Annotated in this window: 16 protein-coding genes; 8 read left to right on the plus strand and 8 right to left on the minus strand. The window is 60.8% G+C overall.

Going from position 1 to position 18878, the window contains the following annotated elements; all coding sequences use genetic code 11:
• Window positions 1–6: 6 nt before the first annotated feature.
• Together GKIL_RS22755 and GKIL_RS13575 are read right to left on the minus strand one after the other, a co-directional pair.
• Window positions 7–2898, minus strand: a complete 2892-nt coding sequence (locus GKIL_RS22755) for a protein kinase domain-containing protein (RefSeq protein ID WP_023174228.1) — start codon at window positions 2896–2898, stop codon at window positions 7–9.
• A gap of 3 nt (window positions 2899–2901) precedes the next feature.
• Window positions 2902–3489 (minus strand): sigma-70 family RNA polymerase sigma factor, encoded by a 588-nt coding sequence (locus GKIL_RS13575; protein WP_245595852.1) that lies wholly within the window; start codon window positions 3487–3489, stop codon window positions 2902–2904.
• 474 nt (window positions 3490–3963) lie between these two features.
• Here GKIL_RS13575 and GKIL_RS13580 point away from each other — a divergent pair, with 474 nt between their 5' ends.
• Window positions 3964–5232, plus strand: coding sequence for a bifunctional folylpolyglutamate synthase/dihydrofolate synthase (locus GKIL_RS13580; RefSeq protein ID WP_223173770.1), 1269 nt, complete (start codon window positions 3964–3966; stop codon window positions 5230–5232).
• A 118-nt stretch (window positions 5233–5350) separates the two neighbouring features.
• A complete protein-coding gene (locus GKIL_RS13585) occupies window positions 5351–6049 on the plus strand; it encodes an ABC transporter ATP-binding protein (RefSeq protein ID WP_023174231.1) in 699 nt (232 codons plus the stop codon).
• An 11-nt stretch (window positions 6050–6060) separates the two neighbouring features.
• Here GKIL_RS13585 and GKIL_RS13590 read toward each other — a convergent pair whose 3' ends face one another.
• The 3 genes from GKIL_RS13590 to ppk1 are packed head-to-tail and all read right to left on the minus strand — an operon-like array spanning window position 6061 to window position 9782.
• Entirely contained in the window at window positions 6061–6273 is a 213-nt protein-coding gene (locus tag GKIL_RS13590) for an Hfq-related RNA-binding protein (RefSeq protein WP_023174232.1), read from the minus strand.
• Between the two features lie 11 nt (window positions 6274–6284).
• On the minus strand, window positions 6285–7658 hold the full coding sequence (gene lpdA / locus GKIL_RS13595) for a dihydrolipoyl dehydrogenase (RefSeq protein ID WP_023174233.1): 1374 nt from the start codon (window positions 7656–7658) through the stop codon (window positions 6285–6287).
• A 39-nt stretch (window positions 7659–7697) separates the two neighbouring features.
• Window positions 7698–9782, minus strand: coding sequence for a polyphosphate kinase 1 (gene ppk1 / locus GKIL_RS13600; RefSeq protein WP_023174234.1), 2085 nt, complete (start codon window positions 9780–9782; stop codon window positions 7698–7700).
• Window positions 9783–9969: 187 nt separating this feature from the next.
• Between ppk1 and GKIL_RS13605 the strand changes: the two genes are divergently transcribed.
• Window positions 9970–11100: a site-2 protease family protein gene (locus GKIL_RS13605; protein ID WP_023174236.1), complete on the plus strand. Its 1131-nt coding sequence runs from the start codon at window positions 9970–9972 to the stop codon at window positions 11098–11100.
• Window positions 11101–11746: 646 nt separating this feature from the next.
• The gene (locus tag GKIL_RS13610) at window positions 11747–12199 is read left to right on the plus strand and encodes an SRPBCC family protein (RefSeq protein WP_023174237.1); all 453 of its coding nucleotides are present in this window, start codon (window positions 11747–11749) and stop codon (window positions 12197–12199) included.
• Here GKIL_RS13610 and GKIL_RS13615 read toward each other — a convergent pair whose 3' ends face one another.
• Window positions 12200–12694 (minus strand): FKBP-type peptidyl-prolyl cis-trans isomerase, encoded by a 495-nt coding sequence (locus GKIL_RS13615; protein WP_023174238.1) that lies wholly within the window; start codon window positions 12692–12694, stop codon window positions 12200–12202.
• Window positions 12695–12789: 95 nt separating this feature from the next.
• Between GKIL_RS13615 and GKIL_RS13620 the strand changes: the two genes are divergently transcribed.
• Window positions 12790–13257: an SRPBCC family protein gene (locus GKIL_RS13620; RefSeq protein ID WP_023174239.1), complete on the plus strand. Its 468-nt coding sequence runs from the start codon at window positions 12790–12792 to the stop codon at window positions 13255–13257.
• Window positions 13258–13266: 9 nt separating this feature from the next.
• Entirely contained in the window at window positions 13267–13818 is a 552-nt protein-coding gene (locus tag GKIL_RS13625; protein ID WP_023174241.1) for a peroxiredoxin family protein, read from the plus strand.
• Here the strand turns inward: GKIL_RS13625 and GKIL_RS13630 are convergent.
• Both GKIL_RS13630 and thrC read right to left on the minus strand, forming a co-directional pair.
• Entirely contained in the window at window positions 13815–14090 is a 276-nt protein-coding gene (locus GKIL_RS13630; RefSeq protein ID WP_023174242.1) for a MoaD/ThiS family protein, read from the minus strand. The genes GKIL_RS13625 and GKIL_RS13630 overlap by 4 nt on opposite strands.
• A gap of 44 nt (window positions 14091–14134) precedes the next feature.
• Entirely contained in the window at window positions 14135–15427 is a 1293-nt protein-coding gene (gene thrC, locus GKIL_RS13635) for a threonine synthase (RefSeq protein ID WP_023174244.1), read from the minus strand.
• Window positions 15428–15554: 127 nt separating this feature from the next.
• Between thrC and rimI the strand changes: the two genes are divergently transcribed.
• Both rimI and GKIL_RS13645 read left to right on the plus strand, forming a co-directional pair.
• On the plus strand, window positions 15555–16064 hold the full coding sequence (gene rimI, locus GKIL_RS22760) for a ribosomal protein S18-alanine N-acetyltransferase (protein WP_023174245.1): 510 nt from the start codon (window positions 15555–15557) through the stop codon (window positions 16062–16064).
• Window positions 16065–16352: 288 nt separating this feature from the next.
• A complete protein-coding gene (locus GKIL_RS13645; protein WP_023174246.1) occupies window positions 16353–18818 on the plus strand; it encodes an ATP-dependent Clp protease ATP-binding subunit in 2466 nt (821 codons plus the stop codon).
• The last annotated feature ends 60 nt before the right edge of the window (window positions 18819–18878 follow it).

The raw sequence follows: 18878 nt of genomic DNA on the forward strand, positions 1-18878 counted from the left end.
CACTCCTTACTGAAAACGAGAACTTTCCTTGTCTTCCCGCATGACTTGCAAGCGCATGGCATTGACCTGAGCCTTGAGAGTAGCCACTATAGCTTGAGACTCAGGATCTTTGAGTACATCTTTGAAGATCGGCTCTTTCGTCAACCAGCGGTAGTTGCGAAAGCCAGAGTGAATCGCTGCATCGAGCCAGTATTGCGCCTTTGCCTTTTCTCTTTTGATGGCATAAATAGCGGCAAGATCAAGACGAATTTTAAAGTTCTCGTCGCCAGCGGCAATCCGCTGCTCGTCGAGTCGAAGGCTGCGCCCTAATAGCTCTCTAGAACGTAACTGCTGTCCCTGCTGAAGTGCAATGTAGCTCAGCTGAGTTGTTGGTTGCAACTGAGAGATAAAAAAGGGTAATTGGGGATCGATATCGTCGATAAGCTTTTTCAAGTACCCATCAGCCTGCGGCCAGTGCCCCTGGATGTATTCGATGTACCCGGCACTGTCTAATGCCATTGGTTCTCGTGAATTTGACTCCAGCAAGCTATTCACCATCTGTTGCGCCTGCTTGTTTTCTCCCTGCAACAAGTACAGGACGCTCAGTGTATACAAAGAATAGCTGTAATCAGGCTGAAAGCTGAGGGCCTTGTTCAGCCATTGCTTCGCTTTTTCATCTTCTCCAAGGAGCCAGTAGACAAAGCCAATGTCATCGTAGGCATCGGCGGTAGCAGGATTGATCGAGAGTCTCTTTTTGTACAGGTGCATTGCAGAGTCAAGGTGGCCTGTGTCCCGCTCTACACCGGCGAGGTTACCGATCGCAGGATAATAATTTGGATTCGATGCGATGATACGCCGATACTCGGCTGCTGCCCGATGCAGTTGTCCTTTGGCATCGTAGGCTTCGCCCAGGGAATTACGAGCATGGGGGGAGTCAGGATCGAGGTTGAGCGCTTTGCGACTGACGGCAATCGCCGTATTCAGCCACGCTGGAGAGTCACCGAAAGCCTGTGTTTTTTGAACATAGGCGGCAGCGAGGCCATCGTAGGCACGGGCGTACTCAGGATCTCTTTGCAGGGCGCGCTTGTAGAGATCGATGGCCAGCTCAGTATATTTTCTGGTATTGCGACGGCGATAGGCGTTGCCTTGCAGGAAGTAGTTATAGGCAGTCAGGTCATCAGGTGGTATCTGCCCGAGGCGCGAGCGCTCCTGAGGAGACAGTTTTACTTGCAGAGTACTTGCGATCTGGCTCGCGATGTCCGCCTGGATCGTGAAGATATCGCTGAATTTGCGGTCGTAGTGCTCTGCCCAGAGCTGCGCCTCGGTTTGGGGATTGATCAGCTGAGCGACGATGTGAACCCGCCCACCTTCAAGGCGGGCATCGCCGGTGACGATCGCACTGACTCCCAGTTCCTGGGCGATCTCGCGCAGGCTCTTGTTGCTGTTTTTGTAGTACTGGGCGACATTGCTGGAGATGACGGTCAGCTCGGCGATCTTGCCCAGTTCGGTGGTGATGTCGGTGGCGATGCCATCGCTGAAGTAGCGATTATTTGGATCGCTGCCGGTATTCTCAAAAGGCAGGACAGCGACGGATTTGCCTGAGAGGGTTTGAAATGGTGCTGTCGGGGAAAAGCTGTGCTGATAGACCCAGACGCCCGCTGTGAGCATAGCGGCCAGCGCTGCCACACTCAGCGATTCGCGGTAGCGGCGCAATAACTTGGAGCTGCGATACAGCAGCGAATCCTTGCGGGCCAGCACCGGCAGACCGTCGAGGTGCCGCCGGATATCCTGGGCAAACTCGGCAACTGAGCTGTAGCGGCGATCGGGTTCCTTGCGCAGAGCTTTGAGCAAGATTGTGTCAAGATCGCCCGCCAACAGGGCACTACGCCGACGCAATTCGGCAGTGAGCGTCTGACTGCTCTCCGCCGGGGCTATTGCCTGAATCTGCAGCACGGCTTTGCTCGGCAACTCCGGCTGGGTCTCGCAGACGAGCCGCTCCAGCGCCTGGAGCGAAGAATTTTTGATCTCGAAGGGGCGCTGGCCAGTCAACAGCTCGTAGAGGACGACCCCCAGCATGTAGACGTCGCTCGCGGTAGTGACCGCTTCGCCGCGAATCTGCTCGGGACTCGCGTAGTTGGGCGTCAGCACCCGCATCGCAGTCTGGGTGAGGTCGGCGGCTTTTGGATCGGGGGTGAGGATTTTGGCGATGCCGAAGTCGAGCAACTTGGGCACCCCCTGCTCGGTGACAAGGATGTTGCTCGGCTTGATGTCGCGGTGGATGACGTGGTGGCTGTGGGCGTACTGCACAGCCGAACAGACGCCCAAAAAAAGTTCCAGCCGTTCACGAATGCCGAGTTGGGCGCGGCTGCAGTACTGATCGATGGGCAACCCCCGGATGTAATCCATGATGAGGTAGGGGCGACCGTCGGCAGTCGTGCCGCCGTCTAAGAGCCGGGCGATATTCGGGTGGTCGAGGTCGGCGAGGATCTGCCGCTCGATATAGAAGCGGCGGGTGAGCAGATCGCTGTTCAGTTCTTTTGCGATCAGTTTGACCGCTACCTGTCTTTGAAATTGCTGGTCGGAGCGCTCGGCCAGATAGACCGTCCCCATGCCTCCCTGGCCGATCGTGCGGAGCAGGCGATAGGAACCTATCGCACCGTCGATGGACTCCGTCTTTGAAATCACGATCTCCCCGGCATTTTCGGGTGCATCCAGATAGCTCTCGATTTGAAGGGGCAGGATAGGAGCATCGAGAAAGCCGTCTTCCTGCTCGTAGAGGTGAAGCGCTGCCTGGACGGCCTGCTGCAGTTGCTCGTCGCCCGCGCACGCCGAGACGACAAAAGCAGTGCGATCGCTCCGGGCACACTGGAGGGCGGCCTCGAAGACGACTTCGACCTTTTGCCACTGCCTTTGATCCACAGCTCAAGCCCCCATCTGCGCCCTTAAGAACAGGCGAGCAAGAGTCCACTGGCGCTTGATCGTCGCCGGTGAACTACCGAGGGCGGCAGCGGTCTGCTCGATCGTCATCCCGCCAAAATAGCGCATCTCGACGATGCGAGCCTGGACCGCGCTCAGCTCCGCCAGCCGAATCAGCGCCTCGTCGAGGGCGAGCAGTTGCTCATCTTGCTCACCGGCAGGAAGACTGCCCAGGCGATCGAGCGAGACTTTGATCGCCTGACCGCCGCGCTTGAGAGCGTGGCGGGAGCGAGCGTGATCGACGAGGATGCAGCGCATCGTCCGGGCCGCCACCGCCAGAAAGTGAGCCCGGTTCTGCCAGGTGGGCACCTGCCTGGGGGCGACCAGTTTCAGATAGGCTTCGTTGACCAGGGCCGTTGGCTGCAGGGTGTGGCCGGCAGCCTGGGAGCGCAGATAGCGGGCTGCCAGAGTGTGCAGTTCCCGGTAGACAAGCGGGGTCAGCGCTGCTAGCGCCTCCTGGTCGCCGTCGCTCCACTGGTTGAGAAGCACCGTTACATCGTGGGTATTCATCTGCAGGCGGACCTCATCACCCATTGCAGCTTGAATTACGCAGGCACTGGTACCGAACAGCAAGCAATACGCGAGATCAACAGCCAATTGCGGCCAGATAGCCGTGATAAGTATGTCAGGACCGAAAGTCGAAAGGGTACCCATCATCATACATGCAATCGCTCTACGGCCCTGCCGCAAATACAATCACGCCTGCTCGCGGACGAGAAGAATCACTGGATTCCTGTCATTGTTGTGAAGATTTCTTTCGAGTTGTCCTAACAAGCCTATCGCCACTTCTGGCAGCAATGTGTCTGAACACAGTAGTGTCATTTTCATGCGAGACGCGAAAAAAGCGATTTCAAGTAGATAGAGGGCGACGGTATAGCAGGCTGGGGGGAAAGAAGCGGTCGCCCTCAATAAAGAAAACGAAATTGGGCAAACGATCGGCTCATGGCTGGGGTATTTTCTTTTGACCCGGCGGCGGTTTGTCGGTGCGCTCAGGACGCAGCCTTTAGATTGGAAGAAGACCGCCCCTGCCTGGTACCGACCGTGATCGACCAGCCCTACCTCGATAGTCTGCAGATTTTTGGCATTCACCTGGGTCTGGAGCGCATCCGGGCGCTGCTGGACGCGCTCGGCAATCCCCAGAATGCCTTTGAGGTGATCCACGTCGCGGGTACGAACGGCAAGGGGTCGGTCTGCGCCTACTTGAGCGCGATTTTGCAGGCGGCGGGTCTCCGCACAGGACGCTACACCTCGCCCCATTTGGTGCGCTGGAACGAGCGCATCTGGCTCGATGGCCACTGGATCGAAGATGGACCACTGGATGCCTGCCTGAGCGAAGTTCAAGCAGCCACCGCTCTGCTGGCGGACGCGCTCGGCCCGCCAACCCAGTTTGAAGTGATGACGGCGGCAGCCCTGCTGCACTTTGCGCGCGCGAAGGTCCAGGTGGCGGTTGTCGAGGTGGGGCTCGGAGGACGCCTCGATGCCACCAACGTCTTCGATCGACCGCTGGTGAGCGTCATCACTGGCATTGGCCTCGATCACTGTGCCCAACTGGGCGATACCGCCGCTGCCATTGCTGCCGAAAAAGCCGGAATCCTGCGGCCAGGGGTGCCGCTGGTCTGCGCACCGGTGGAACCGGAGGCCGAACGGGTGATCTGCGAACGCGCGGCAGCCCTCGCTGTGCCCGTCACCGTCGCCCATCCGGCGCAGGAGGCGGCACCGGGCGAGGCGGTGTGGGAGGGCTTTCGCTATCGGCTACCTCTTGCCGGGGCCGTGCAGCTCCAAAATAGCGCCACCGCCCTGGCCGTCTGCCGGGTTTTAACCCAGCGCGGCCTGGCGATCGGCGAGCAAGCCCTGCGGCAGGGTCTGGCCCGCACCCACTGGCCTGGCCGTTACCAGTGGCAGCAAGAGCAGCTGTTACTCGACGGTGCCCATAATCCCCAGGCAGCCGTTCACCTGCGCCACTACCTCGATGCCATCCGCCCCGGTGAACCGGTCCGCTGGATCGTCGGCATTCTAAAAAGCAAGGACGCCCGCTCGATGCTCACCGCCCTTCTGCGTCCCGGTGATCGTCTGCTCGCAGTGCCTGTTCCCGATAGCGACAGTTATCCGCCTGCAGAACTGGTCGCTATGGCCCGTTCGCTGGGCATCGAGGCCAGAGAAGCGAGCAATACCGGCGAAGCGCTCACAGGCCCGTGGGAATACCTGAGCGTGATCGCCGGATCGCTCTATCTGATCGGTGCCCACCTTGGGGCGGGCGCACCACAGACAAGTAATTAAAAAATTAGTTGACAGGAGTGGAGCCCTGGCGCTAGGCTGGTCCTATAGTAATTAATAATTTAATAGTCAGAAGGTTTCCGCCGCCATCCTCTGTGTCGAGTGCGAAGGTGAGACTGCGATGCAACCGTTGATTCAGCTAAAAAATGTCTCAAAGGTCTTCATCAGCGATGCGGTCGAGACCCACGCCCTTGCCGGGGTCGATCTAGAGATCCAATCGGGCGAGTACGTGGCGATTTCCGGTCCTTCCGGCTGCGGCAAATCATCGCTACTTGCCATCCTCGGCCTGCTCGATACGGCTACCAGTGGGGAATACTGGCTCGACGGCAAGCCAGTGGCACAGCTTACGGCCCTTGAGCGCTCGCGGCTGCGCAACCGCCAGATCGGCTTTATCTTCCAGGCATTCAATCTGATTGGCGATCTGACGGTTGCCGAAAATGTCGTTCTTCCCCTCACCTATCGGGGTCTACCGGCCTGCGAGCGCGAAAAGCGGGTCGAGGAGGCGCTTGAGCGCGTCGGTCTTTTTCATCGCCGCAGGCACTACCCGGCCCAACTCTCGGGCGGCCAGCAGCAGCGGGTGGCGGTGGCACGGGCGCTGGCGGGACGACCGGCGATTTTATTGGCGGACGAACCGACGGGCAACCTCGATTCGGGGATGGGCGAGTCGGTGATGGGCCTATTAGATGAGCTGCACGCAGGCGGTGCCACGATCTGTATGGTCACCCACGATCCGCGCTATGCAGAGCGAGCCGGCCGTACCGTCCAATTGCTCGATGGCCAGATAGTCGAGCAATTGGCGGGCAAGCCTGCAAGTTTTTGAGCAACCGCCAATTACGCGATCCGGGGCCGGACGGTAGCGACGGCGCTGCGCCAGAGCAGGATCTCCCCATCGCCACAGGCAAGGCACAGGCATTCGCCGTCCTGCCAGCGCAGGCGGCCATTCAAGTTCTCGCCCGTCAGGGTCGTAAGCTGCACCGGCACCTGATCGCGGATGAGGGTTTGCAGGTAGCGGGTGCTGGGGAGGCTCAGATCGAGAGGAGACATGGATTCACCGGCTAGAAGAGCGCCGCTGCCCGCTTGTAGCCCTCGTCGAGGATTTCGCTGAGGGTCGGGTGGGTGTGAACGAGGTGGGCCAGTCGCTCGACGCTCTCGCGGTGGGCGATTGCCTGGGCGGCTTCGGCCACCAGAAGTGATGCCTCCGGGCCGAAGATGTGACAACCGAGCAGTTCACCGCTCGCGCTGTCGTAGACGAGTTTGGCCATGCCCTCGGTCTCACCCTGGGCGATAGCTTTAGAGTTCCCGCCAAAGTAGGTGCGCACGACACCAACTTTGTAGCCCTGTTCTCTGGCGACAGGCTCGGTAAAGCCGACGAAGCCGATTTCGGGGTGGGTAAAGACCGCCGCCGGGATCGCCCGATAATCGATGCGCCGCTCGTGGCCCAGCATATTTTCGACGGCGACGACGCCCTGGGCAGCGGCGGCGTGGGCGAGCATCATCTTGCCGGTGGCATCGCCAATCGCCCAGAGGTGCGGCACGCTCGTCGCCATCCGATCGTCTACCGGGATAAAGCCCCGGTGGGTCTCGACGCCCACAGCTTCGAGGCCCAGGTTTCTGGTATCGGGCACGCGACCGGTGGCCACCAGCACCGCATCGAACTCGAGCACCTCGCCACTGGCCAGTTCCACCGTGGCCGGGGTGCCGGGGGTGACCTTTTTGGCGAGCACGCCCACTTTTGTATCGATGTTGCGCGCTTTAATCAGCACCTTTGTCGCCAGCCGGGCGATATCTGGATCGAAGCCCGGCATCAGGCGATCGAGCGCTTCGATCATCGTTACTCTGGCCCCGAGGGCGGTGTAGACGTCCGAAAATTCGAGACCGATGTAGCCGGAACCGATGATACAGACGCGCTCAGGAACGCGATCCAGCCGCACCCCCTCGTCGCTTGTATAGACAGTAACGCCGTCGGTGACGATCCCCGGCGGTACGAAGGGGCTGGAGCCGGTGGCGATGAGTACGTCGCGGGCGGTGACAGTCTGCACCTCGCCGGTGGGCGCTTTGATTTCGACTTGCTGGGGGGCGAGCAGTTGGGCCCGGCCAGGGAGGATCGTCGCTCCCAGCTTTTGCAGGCTGCGGGTGAGGTCGGTGCGGATCTTATCGACCACCCCGGCGGCGTGGGCAGCGATCTTCTCGCGCTCGAAGCGCACCTCGCCCACGTAGATGCCCAGATGTTCGCTCTCGCGCAGTGAGCGCAACCGACCGGAGGCGGCGAGCAAGGCTTTAGAAGGGATGCAGCCACGGTTGATGCAGGTGCCGCCCATCTCGCGTGCCTCGACAACGGCCACCTTTAACTTGTGGGCGACCGCGTGCAGGGCCGCTCCGTGGCCACCGACGCCGCAGCCGACAATCAACAGATCATAGTCAAATCCCACGCCCTTACCCTCGTGCCGTCATTCTCATCCTATCGGCGATCAAGGCTGCATTGCGCGGTCGATGAAGGTCTGCTGACAGCTCACCTCCGGCTCACCGGCTGCAGGCTGGCGGCGGGTGTAGGCTCCGTTGGTCTGCAACTCCCAGCTCTGGCGGTTATCGGCCAGGACCAGTTCTAAAAAGGCAATCAGTTCGTCGCGCAGCCGGGGCTCCTCGACGGGCACTATCGCCTCCACCCGGCGATCGAGGTTGCGGGGCATCCAGTCGGCTGAGCCGATAAACACCTGGGGACTGCCGCCGTTGCCGAAGTAGAAGACCCGCGAGTGCTCAAGCAACCGGCCAATGACGCTGATGACCCGGATATTTTCGCTGATCTCCGGATAGCCGGGCCGCAGGCAACAGATGCCGCGCACGACGAGGTCGATCTTGACGCCCGCCTGGGAGGCGCGGTAGAGCGCCCGGATGAGGGCCGGATCGACCAGAGCGTTCATCTTGGCAATGATCCGACCGGGCTGATCGCTGCTATGCAACTCGATTTCGCGCTCGATGAGGCTCAAGAACTGATCGCGCATCCGGGCCGGAGCCACCAGCAAGCGCCGGTAGTGGCTCTGGCGGGAGTAGCCCGTCAAAAAATTGAACAAATCGGTCAGATCCGCTCCCAGCTCCGGACGGCAGCTAAACAGACCGAAGTCGGTGTAGAGCCTGGCCGTTTTAGAATTGTAGTTACCTGTACCAATATGGACGTAGCGGCGGATCTTGCCTTTCTCGCGGCGAACGACCAGGATGCCCTTCATGTGGGTTTTAAGTCCCACCAGGCCGTAGACGACGTGGACGCCCGCCCGCTCCAGTGCCCGCGCCCAGTTGATGTTGTTTTTTTCATCGAAGCGCGCCTTCAGTTCGACCAGCACCGCCACCTGCTTGCCGTTTTCTGCCGCCCGGATCAAAGCGTGGACGATGGGCGAGTCGCCGGAGGTGCGGTACAGGGTCTGTTTGATGGTCAGTACGTTGGGATCGTCGGCGGCAGCGGCGATGAACCGCTCGACGGTGGCTTCGAAGGCGTCGTAGGGGTGATGAACCAGCCGGTCGCCGTGGCGAATCAGGGCAAAGATATCCCCATGGGAGGCAAATTCGGGCGGCACGCGGGGAGCAAAGGGCCGCTCCTTCAAATCTGGCCGATCGAGGCTGACCAGTTGCCAGAGGCAGGTGAGATCTAAGAGGCCGTCGATCTCATAGACGTCCTGCTCCTCCAGTTCGAGTTCTTCGAGCAGACGGGTGCGCACGTGGGCGGGCATCTGGGGCGTAATTTCAAGGCGCACCGCCTGGCCGAGTCGCCGCCGCCTGAGCGATTCTTCGATCGTAAGCAGCAGATCTTCCGCCTCCTCCTCGGCCAGCTCCAGATCGCTGTTGCGGGTCAGGCGAAACGGGTGCCAACTCAGCACCTCCATGCCGGGGAACAACTGATCGAGGTGGGCACCGATCACCTCCTCGATGGCGATGAAGTGGTTGGGCACCCCCAGGGGCACCAGCCTCGGCAGGGGCGGCACCTTGAGGCGGGCAAAAAGTTCCTTGCCGCTGGTGGGGTTGCGCACGAGCACGGCAAGCGAGAGGCTGAGGTTGGAGATGTACGGAAAAGGATGGCCCGGATCGACTGCCAGCGGTGTCAATACCGGAAAGACTTCTTCTTCGAAGTAGCGCTGCAGCCGCTCCTGCTGGCGGGGAAGCGCCTCGACCTGCTCGTAGCGGCAAAGGTGAATGCCCTCCTCGGCCAGACGCGGCAGGATCTGCTCGCGCAGGCCGAGCATCTGGGCTTCGATGAGGGGCCGAATGCGGTGGGAGATGGCATCGAGCTGGGCCTGGGGCCTTAAACCGTCCAGTGCCCGTCCCGGCAGGCCCAGTTCCAGCTGCTGCTTGAGGCCGGAGACGCGCACCATAAAAAATTCATCGAGGTTGCTGCTGAAGATCGCCAGAAACTTCAAGCGCTCAAGCAGGAGGTTGCGCTCGTCGAGCGCCTCGGCCAGGACGCGGGCATTAAACTCCAGCCAGCTCAGCTCCCGATTGATGACAAGCGAAGGATCACCAAGATCGAGCTTGATATTCGCGCTTTCTGGTAAAGAGGTTTCCGCCATGCAGGAATTCTCTGATTTTTCCTATGATGACACTCCTTCAGGCCAAAGGCGGTATTGCCGGCTGCACGAACCAGCAGCTCTACTGTCCATTGCTTGAGCCGCTACGACTCAATTCAAATGACATATTGCTGGAATTTGATCTATAATAAGAAGTATGAAGAGTAATTTGCAGCAAGGAGCAACCTCCATGCAAGAGTCTGTCCAGCGAAAAGGGGCTTTGCGGGTCGGCAGCCTGTTTGGCATTCCCTTCTTCGTGGATGCTTCCTGGTTTTTGATCCTGGCCCTTGTCACCTGGTCTTACGGGTCAAGCCTGGCCGCACAGCATCCCGAGTGGGAGGCGCTGACGCCCTGGATCACCGGCTTTGTCTCGGCCCTGTTCCTGTTCGGCTCGGTCGTGTTGCACGAGTTGGGCCATAGCCTGACGGCGATGGCCCAGGGCATTCGGGTGCAGTCGATCAGCCTGTTTTTGTTCGGCGGTGTAGCGCAGATCGAGCGCGAGTCCCGTTCGCCCTGGGGCGCGCTGGCCGTTGCCCTCGCCGGCCCCCTGGTAAGCCTTGCCCTGTTCGGCGTATTTTTTGGCCTGGGACAGGTGCTGCCGCTCGATGGCCCGATCGCGGCAGTGGTGAGCCTGCTTGCCTCAGTCAACCTGGCTCTGGCGGTCTTTAACCTGCTGCCGGGCCTGCCCCTCGACGGCGGCAACGTCCTCAAGGCGATCGTCTGGGGTGTGACCGGCAACCAGTACAAGGGCGTGCGCGTCGCCGGGCTCACAGGCCAGGTGGTCGGCGTGCTGATGATCCTGGCGGGTCTTCTTGCCTTCGGCAACTTCAGCGGCCTCTGGTTTGCGGTCATCGGCTGGTTCGTCTTCAGCAACGCCCGCCGCTACAGCGACTACGCCCGTGTCCAGGAACGATTGAGCGCCTTTACCGCAGCTCAGGCGGCGGTCTACTCCGAGCCTGTCCCGGCAGGCACAACCCTGCGCACCTTCGCGGACCTGTACGCTGTCTCAAGCCAGCAGCGCAGCTTCCTCGTCACCGACTTTAGCGGTCGCCTCGTAGGCCATGTCGATCGCAGCGTGCTGCTGGCGCACCCGGTCGAGCAGTGGCCCTATATCCCGGTGGCAAGCGTCCTGCAGCCCATCGACGCGAGCGAGACAGTCGCCAGTTCTGAGCCGCTCGATGCGGTGCTGGTGCGCCTTGAGCAAAAGCGCCTATCCCGCCTCGCCGTGCTCCAGGCCAACGGCCTGCTCGTCGGCCAGGTGCGCATCGAGGACATCCGGCGGCTCTTCGATCACCCCCAGCGCTGGCGGCTGGCCGGTTAAGCCGCCATCCAACTGTTGCGGTCAACCTGTTTCTACCCTCCCCACCGGGAGGGTTTTTCTTTTTCACTGCCCAGCTCAGCTATTGACATTAACTCTCAAGAAGTCTTATCCTGCGAGACATCGGTTAATCCTCTCTTGCTTGTAAGCCACAGGCAGGCTGGCGGTGGATCTTCTCTCCATATCCGCTCTCAGCCTGTCTTTTTTTGTGACCCCATCCCCGGCTCCTCACCCCTCACCCCCAGCCCCTCTCCCACAAGGGGAGAGGGAAGTAAGACAAATCTGCAACTAACTTCACTTAGCCCCTCTGCAGCCCAGTTACAATGAACCCCCTTCTTCTCTCCTTCCCCGGCGGGGGAAGGAGAGAAGGAAGGGGGCAGGGGGGTATGGGGAGGTGGGGGACATTTCCAGCAAGCACTCAAAAAGCAAAAAAACGACTAACCCCAAAAACTCTTCTTCTCCCACCCCAGCCCAAAACCCTATGCTTTTCGAGCCTCGTCTACTTAATCCTTTGCCTGCGCCTACTCGTTGGGGTTTGTTCCTGCAGCCGCCAGATTTTTATTGAGATTGAATTTAGATAAGCTACGAAGCCGCTCACCCTAGAAGCGTTGCCTGATGTATACTTTTGTAAAGTGCGCAGGGATTACAGATGATCGAGCGGTCAATCGAGGTAGAAGTGGCAGCGCCCCTGGCAGCGGTCTACGCGATCTGGGCCGATCTCGAAAATCTGCCGCGCTGGATGCGCTTTGTCAAATCGGTCCGGATTCTACCAGGGACAGAAGATCTCTCGCGCTGGCAGTTCGGTCTCGCAGCGCCGCTTGTCGTGGAGTGGACTTCGCGGATCACCCGCCGCATTCCCCTCCGGCTCATCGCCTGGGAGTCCGTTTCTGGCCTCACCAATCGCGGTTCAGCCGAATTTTTTCCGACCGAGCGCGGCTGTCGCCTCAAGCTGACCCTCAGCTTTGATAGCCCGAGTGGACTCGCGGGTGAATTTTTGCAGCGGCTGGGCGTCGAGCGCTGGGTGGACGAAAACCTGATCGACGATCTCAGGCGCTTTCAGTCCCTGGTCGAGCAGGACACCCCCCGCCAGCCCGTAGCTTAGTTACTGCACGCCCAACAGCTCGACATCGAACAGCAGCGTCGAGTTGGGTGGAATCGGCCCGATGCCGCGAGCACCATAGCCGAGGCTGGGCGGGATCACCAGTTTGCGCTTGCCGCCCACTTTCATCGTCGCTACCCCCTCGTCCCAGCCCTTGATCACCTGGCCGACGCCGAGGACGAACGAAAACGGCTGGCCCCGATCGCGGGAGGAGTCGAACTTGCGGCCATCTTCGAGGGTACCGGTGTAGTGGACGGTCACCTTCTGACCTGTCTTGGGCGTCGCCCCGGTACCGACCACTTCGTCGAGATACTTAAGACCGTCGGGAGTGGTCGCGTACTGCTGAGACATGCTGTTTTTTCCTTTGGTAGTGGTGCTGGGTGTACTGGGAGCGGCGCTTGTGGGTGCAGGCGATTGGAGGCAAACCGCCAGGGTGCTGGCGGCAGCCAGAAGCAGCCCGGCGCAGAATTGGGAAGCAAATAATCGTCGGTTGTCCATGCCCTGTCGTATGGTTGGGTTGCCCCTCACTCGTTTAACACACAAATTTTCAGACAGGAAGACCTCCTGTCCTCCACCTCACACGTTGGACGCCCATGGACAGGCGCTTTGAGCAGCAGATCGAGATTGCCGCCGATCTGGCCACGGTCGATCGCTGCATCACCGAACCAGTTCTCATGAGGCAGTGGCTCAATCCACTTTTGGGCTGCGAGAGTGTCGGCGAGTGGTCCACAAAACCAGGCGGGCGCTTTCGTTTCACGCTCCATCTGCCACTGCTGTCACCTGCCCTCGACTGTGAGGTGATCGAAAGAGCCTTGGGACTGGTGGTCTGGCGCTTTACGGGCTTCTTCGAGGGCACCGACCACTGGGAGGGCCAGCCACACCCGTTCGGCGTACGGCTCGTCAACCGTTTTTGCTTTACGATCCCGAACCCTCTTGTGCGCACAGGCTTCGATCTTTTTGCCAGCAACTTGACCCGCTCGGACATGCAGGCGCAACTGCACCGTCTGAAGGTCGTGGCCGAGCAACAGCAGAGCAGGTATCCTGATAGCAACGGTTCTTAACAAAAGGAAATGACTGCGAATAGCGGACTTTTTAACCGGCGCTTTGCCAGGAACTTTGTGCCCCTGCCCGGTTTTCGTGTCCCGGAAGTGGGTCAGAATGCCCCGGATTTTACGCTCCCCCGCGTCGGGGGTGAGCCCGTGCGTCTTTCAGCCCTGCGCGGTCAGCCAGTGGTACTTGCCTTTACGCGCATCTTTACAGAAAAGCTCTTCTGCCCCTTCTGTTATCCGCACATCCAGGATCTCAAGCAGCGCTACGGCGAGATCAAAAAGGTCGGGGCAGAACTGTTGATGGTGAGCAGCACCGACGCCCGCCAGAGCGCTCAGGTCGTAGCCGATCTGGAGCTACCGTACCCGTTTCTTTACGACCCTGACTGCCGGATCTTCCGGCTCTACGGGGCCGGTCAGGCTCTCGGCGCACCGCTACCGGCACAGTACATCGTCGATGCCAAGGGCCGCATCCTCTACCGCCACCTGTTTTCGTTCATCGACAGCAACGCTTCTACCGACGAGGTGCTCGGGGTACTGGCAGAGGCGGAGCGGCTGCAGCAACGCTCCTACTAACCGCCCGCAATTGCCGGGACGATACTTACCTCGTCGCCGTCTTTGAGGGGGGTGTCGCGGCCCTGCAAAAAGCGAATGTCTTCGCTGTTGACGTAGAAGTTGACGAAGCGGCGCAACTCGCCGTTCTCGGCGCACAGGCGGGCCTTGATCCCCGGACAGTGGCCCTCCAGCGAGTCGAGTATTTCGGAGACGCTGTTGCCGCTGCACTGGACGGTCGAGCGCTCGTTGGTGAGCTTGCGCAGCGGGGTCGGAATCAAAACGGTGACGGACATAGCGGTCGATCTCCCTGAATTTTCAAAAACTGGACAATTCGTGCTCAGACGAGCGTCTGCTGCCAGTCGAGCCGATCGAGGGTGCGGGCCCGCTCAAGGGCGCGCTCGAAGCTCGCGAGGCTGGGCTCGATCTGCAGCGGCTCACCGGCGTAGGGAGCGATCGCTTCCTGGGTCTTGAGGCCGTTGCCGGTGATGTAGACCACCGTCGTCTCCTCCGGGTCGATCTGCCCGGCTTCGACCAGTTTTTTGAGGACGGCCACGGTCGTGCCACCGGCGGTCTCGGTGAAGATGCCCTCGGTCTGGGCCAAGAGCTTGATCCCTTCGATGATCTCGCTGTCGGAGACATCTGCAATCGAGCCGCCGCTCTTGCGGGCGATGTCGAGGGCGTAGATGCCGTCCGCCGGGTTGCCGATCGCGATCGACTTGGCGATCGTGGCGGGTTTGACCGGCGTGACAAAATCCTGGCCCCCTCTGAACGCTTCGGCGACGGGCGAGCAACCGCTGGCCTGGGCACCGCTCATGCGCACCGGCTTATCGGCCACCAGCCCGGTTTTGATCAGTTCTTGAAAACCCTTGTAGATCTTGGTGTAGAGCGAGCCCGAGGCGATCGGGGCAACGACGTGGTCGGGCAATTGCCAGTCCAGTTGCTCGGCCACCTCGAAGGCGAGCGTCTTTGAACCTTCGGAGTAGTAGGGGCGGAGGTTGATGTTGACAAAGCCCCAGCCGTGGCGATCGGCGACTTCCGAACAGAGGCGGTTGACCTGATCGTAGTTGCCATCGACGGCGAGCACCTGCGGGCCGTAGATGAGGGTGCCCAGCACCTTGCCCGCCTCCAGATCCGCCGGAATAAAGATGTAGCATTCGAGCCCGGCGTGGGCGGCGATGGCGGCGGTGGCGTTGGCGAGGTTGCCGGTCGAAGCGCACGATACGGTCGTAAAGCCCAGTTCCCGCGCCCGCGTCAGGGCGACCGAGACGACGCGGTCTTTGAAGCTCAGACTCGGTACATTGACCGCGTCGTTTTTGAGGTAGAGCGCCTTCAGCCCGAGCCGCCTTGCCAGCCGCTCGGAGCGAATCAAAGGCGTCAGGCCCGTGCCCAGATCGATAAGCCGCTCGCCACTCACCGGCAAGAAAGGCCGATAGCGCCAGATCGAGCGCGGTCCGGCGGCGATGCTCTGGTGGCTCACCCGCGAGCGGATCGCCTCGTAGTCGTAGGCGGCTTCGAGGGGACCAAAGCACCACTCGCAGACGTGGCGGGCTTCTGCGGCGTACTCCGCACCGCACTCGCGGCAGCGCAGTCCGCGCAGGGTGCTGGTAGAACGAATCGGTGTCTGGGTCATATAGCTTCAATTCAACAACAGTGGGCGCATCCTATCACGGCCTGTCAAACCTCACAAAATAAACCCGACTAATTTAGTCGTGTATTGTTTTATCAGGTTGCTCCCGGCGGGCCGTTAGGCTGAGAAGATGGAGCCAGGATATTTACAGGCGGTAGATCCTGCGGACGAGGAGAGCTTTGCGGTGCTGTCTCGATTGCTGGCGGTGGCCCTGCCGGGCCACTGGACAGAGACGATGCTGCGCTCGGACATCGTTCAGCCTGCGAGCCACTACTACCTGGCCTGGGCAAAAACGGGCGAGGCGGTGGGTTTCGGCGGATTCTGGCTCATCGAGGACGAGGCGCATCTGGTAGTGCTGGCTGTCGAGCCGGCCTGTCGGCAACGGGGCGTGGGTACGGCCCTGCTCTGGGGGCTGTTGCAGTGGGCCCGCGAGCAGGGGGCGCGGCGGATGACCCTCGAAGTGCGGGCGGACAACGAGGCGGCCCTGGCCCTTTATCGGCGCTTTGGCTTTGTGGAGCTGGGGCGGCGACCGGGGTACTACGGCGAGGTCGATGGCCTGGTGCTGTGGACACCGCGCATCGACGGACCAGATTACGCCGGGCAGCTGCAGCAGTGGGCGGCGGGCTGGCGGCGGCCCTGAGTAGGGCGATCCCTACCTGAAAGGGCAGGTTACAAAACCGACGGAGATGGTAAAAATTTAGTTACGATGGGGAGGAGTCCACCGAGCGGGGAGAGCCCACTTCATTCGTTTCAACTATCCGACTTATATACAAGAAGCGTCGCCCTCGTCGAGGGCTTTTGCAGGTGTGGGGCGGCAATGTCAAGACTCTCAGAGTGAGGCCAGGAGCGGTTTTATCCAGATCCGGGCCGCTACTCGTGTTAGGATGAATCAACCCTCAAGGGGCGCTGCAGGTGAAGGGACATAGCCATGTTTGAAAGATTTACCGAAAAAGCGATCAAGGTCATCATGCTGGCCCAGGAAGAAGCCCGGCGCCTGGGCCACAACTTTGTGGGCACCGAGCAAATTCTGCTCGGGCTCATCGGTGAGGGTACGGGCGTCGCCGCCAAAGTGCTCAAGTCGATGGGCGTCAACCTCAAAGATGCCCGCATCGAGGTCGAGAAAATTATTGGCCGTGGCTCCGGGTTCGTGGCGGTCGAAATTCCATTTACACCCCGCGCCAAGCGCGTGCTCGAGCTTTCCTTAGAAGAAGCGAGACAGTTGGGGCACAACTACATTGGCACCGAGCATTTGCTCTTGGGCCTCATCCGCGAGGGTGAGGGGGTGGCCGCCCGCGTCCTCGAAAATCTTGGCGTCGATCTGACCAAAGTGCGCACCCAGGTCATCCGGATGCTGGGCGAAACTGCCGAAGTTTCCGCCGGTGGCAACCCTGGTCGTACCAAGACGCCGACCCTCGACGAATTTGGCTCCAACCTCACCCAGATGGCTTCCGAGGGCAAGCTCGATCCGGTAGTGGGCCGCGAAAAAGAGATCGAGCGGGTGATCCAGATTCTCGGTCGGCGCACCAAAAACAATCCCGTGCTCATCGGTGAACCCGGCGTGGGCAAGACGGCGATCGCCGAGGGTCTCGCCCAGCGCATCTCCAACAACGACGTGCCGGACATTCTCACCGAAAAGCGCGTCGTCACCCTCGACATCGGCCTGCTCGTTGCCGGTACCAAGTACCGGGGCGAATTCGAGGAGCGCCTCAAAAAGATCATGGACGAGATCCGCGCTGCCGGTAACGTCGTGCTCGTCATCGACGAGGTTCACACGCTCATCGGTGCCGGTGCTGCCGAAGGGGCGATCGACGCCGCCAACATTCTCAAGCCTGCCCTCGCGCGCGGCGAACTGCAGTGCATCGGGGCCACTACCCTCGACGAATACCGCAAGCACATCGAGCGCGACGCCGCCCTCGAACGGCGCTTCCAGCCGGTGATGGTGGGCGAGCCGTCCGTAGACGAGACGATCGAGATTCTGCGGGGCCTGCGCGAGCGCTACGAGCAGCACCACAAGCTCAAGATCACCGACGAAGCGCTCATCGCCGCCGCTCAGCTCTCCGATCGCTACATCAGCGACCGCTACCTGCCCGACAAGGCGATCGACCTCATCGACGAGGCCGGTTCCCGCGTCCGGCTGCTGTCCTCCCAGTTGCCTCCGGCGGCCAAAGAACTCGACAAAGAGTTGCGCCAGATCCTCAAAGACAAGGACGACGCCGTGCGCGGCCAGGACTATGAGCGGGCGGGTGAGTTGCGCGACAAAGAAATGGAAATCAAAGGCCAGATCCGCGCCATCGCCCAGGCCCGCAAGTCCGAGACCACCAGCGAGGAGTCGCCGATGGTCACCGAGGAAGACATCGCCTACATCGTCGCAAGCTGGACCGGTGTGCCCGTAAGCAAGCTCACCGAGTCTGAGACCGAAAAGCTCCTGCACATGGAGGACGTGCTCCACCAGCGGCTGATTGGTCAGGAAGAGGCGGTCAGGGCAATCTCCAGGGCGATCCGGCGCGCCCGCGTCGGCCTCAAAAACCCGAAGCGGCCCATCGCCAGCTTTATCTTCAGCGGCCCCACCGGTGTCGGTAAGACTGAATTGGCCAAGTCCCTCGCCACCTACTTCTTCGGCTCCGAGGACGCGATGATCCGCCTCGACATGTCCGAGTACATGGAGCGGCACACGGTGAGCAAGCTCATCGGCTCGCCTCCTGGCTACGTCGGCTACAACGAGGGCGGCCAGCTCACCGAGGCAGTGCGGCGGCGTCCCTACACGGTGATCCTCTTCGATGAAATCGAAAAGGCCCACCCGGATGTCTTCAACGTGCTCCTGCAGATTCTCGAAGATGGCCGCCTCACCGACGCCAAGGGCCGCACGGTCGATTTCAAGAACACCTTGATGATCATGACCAGCAACGTCGGCTCCAAGGTCATCGAAAAGGGCGGCGGCGGCCTCGGCTTCAACACCACCGGCTCCGAAGAAGAACAGCGCTACAACCGGATCAGCGAACTGGTCAAAGAAGAACTCAAGCAGTACTTCCGGCCAGAGTTCCTCAACCGCCTCGATGAGATCATCGTCTTCCATCCGCTCACCCGCGAGGAAGTCAAGCAGATCGCCGTGATCATGCTGCGCGAGGTGTTCGCTCGCCTCGAAGAGCAGAACATCAAGCTCGAGATCACCGACGCCTTCAACCAGAAGCTCATCGAAGAAGGCTACTCCGCCACCTACGGTGCCCGTCCCCTGCGCCGCGCCATCCAGCGCCTGCTCGAGGACCAGCTGGCCGAAGAGATCCTCTCAGGCCGCCTCAAAGAAGGCGACACCGTGCAGGTCGATGTCGATAGCGACGGCAAGCCGGCCTTTCTCGTCAAAGAAAGAACCCTGGCTACCGCCGAGGGCACGGTCTAGCGGCCACTCGTCAGCAAAAGCCCCCGGACCTCTCGGTCCGGGGGCTTTATCGTGAGTTCA

Origin of the sequence: Gloeobacter kilaueensis JS1 (assembly GCF_000484535.1) — a bacterium.
In the GTDB taxonomy this organism is placed as follows: domain Bacteria; phylum Cyanobacteriota; class Cyanobacteriia; order Gloeobacterales; family Gloeobacteraceae; genus Gloeobacter; species Gloeobacter kilaueensis.